This is a genomic window from Mycobacterium kyogaense, from assembly GCF_003254575.1.
GTDB lineage: Bacteria > Actinomycetota > Actinomycetes > Mycobacteriales > Mycobacteriaceae > Mycobacterium > Mycobacterium kyogaense.
Genome location: NZ_QJUA01000102.1, coordinates 1 through 1330 on the forward strand (window position 1 = coordinate 1; position 1330 = coordinate 1330).

1 protein-coding gene is annotated in these 1330 nt (G+C 63.6%); it reads left to right on the forward strand.

Going from position 1 to position 1330, the window contains the following annotated elements:
* Positions 1 to 81 precede the first annotated feature (81 nt).
* Entirely contained in the window at positions 82 to 1278 is a 1197-nt protein-coding gene (locus DMB80_RS27745; RefSeq protein WP_111512755.1) for an integrase core domain-containing protein, read from the forward strand.
* The last annotated feature ends 52 nt before the right edge of the window (positions 1279 to 1330 follow it).

Sequence of the window (1330 nt, forward strand, 5' to 3'; positions counted from 1 at the left end):
TGTTCTGTTCGGGGACATCGCTGACAGTTGTATGTCTCGGGACATCGCTGACACCTGAGTAGGGCTGGACCAGCATGGTTCATGGCCCAGAAGGTGACGGCGATGGATATCCGGATGGCGGCTGCCCTGGCCGGTCAGATTGCGAACGTGGCTCAGTTCTGCCGCGACCATCAGATCAGTCGGGAGACGTTCTATAAGTACCAACGACGCTTCGTGGAGATGGGGATCGAGGGTCTGCAGGAGCAGTCCCGGCGGCCGTTGACCAGTCCAAATCAAACCTCGGCCGAGATCGAGGACCTGATCGTGTTGCGGCGCAAGCAGCTGCTGGAGGCGGGCTGCGATTGCGGGCCTCAGTCGATCGTGTGGTCATTGCAACGCGACGGCGTGGTCGGGGTGCCCTCGCGCTCGACGGTGTGGCAGATCCTCACCCGGCGCGGGGCGATCATTGCCCAACCGCAGAAACGCCCGAGGTCGGCGACCAAGCGTTTCTGCTTCGGACGACCCAATGAATGCTGGCAGTCCGATTGGACGCAGTGGATGTTGGCCGACGGGACATCGGTGGCGATCGCGGGCAGCCTCGATGATCACTCCCGCTATCTGGCCGGGCTGGCCGCGGCCGCCGGCGCCGGTACCGCTGAACTGGTCTGGACAGTGATGCTGGCCGGGATCACCGAGTGCGGGATCCCGTCGATGTCGTTGACCGACAACGGCTTCGTCTACACCGGCCGACTCCGCGGCTTCGAAGCGTCTTTCGAGGCCGCACTGCGCAGTCTGGGCGTGCGCACCATCAACTCCGCGCCGTATCACCCGCAGACCTGCGGCAAGATCGAGCGATTTTGGCAGACATTGAAAACGTGGCTTACTGCTCGCGATCCCGCGGCCACTATCGCCGAACTCAACACCTTGCTGGGGCAATTCCGTGTCTTCTACAACCACCAGCGCCCGCACCGAGCACTGGCTGGGGCCACTCCGGCAGAGGCGTTCAGCGCCGGCGAAAAAGCTCGACCCGCTGACCGGCCCGTGCCGGCACCGGTTGTTGTCTCCCGCCATACCGTCGGTCAGACATCGGGATACGTATTCGTCGCGCCCTACAAGGTCAACGTCGGACTGCGCTGGGCCGGACACGTCTGCGACATCATCCGCGACGGCGAGCACATCACCATCCTCAGCGGCACCACACTGGTGCGGTCCTTCACCGCCGACCCCACACGCCGCTACCAACAGGCCGATAAAACCGCCCGTACCTACCGCACCCGCGAACCCAAACCGCCATCATGAGTGTCAGCGATGTCCCGCGACACAAATGTCAGCGATGTCCCGAGACACCACA

Bases quoted from the DNA above. Each gene is read 5' to 3' on its own strand.
- DMB80_RS27745 (WP_111512755.1), top strand. From the start codon at position 82: ATGGCCCAGAAGGTGACGGCGATGGATATCCGGATGGCGGCTGCCCTG.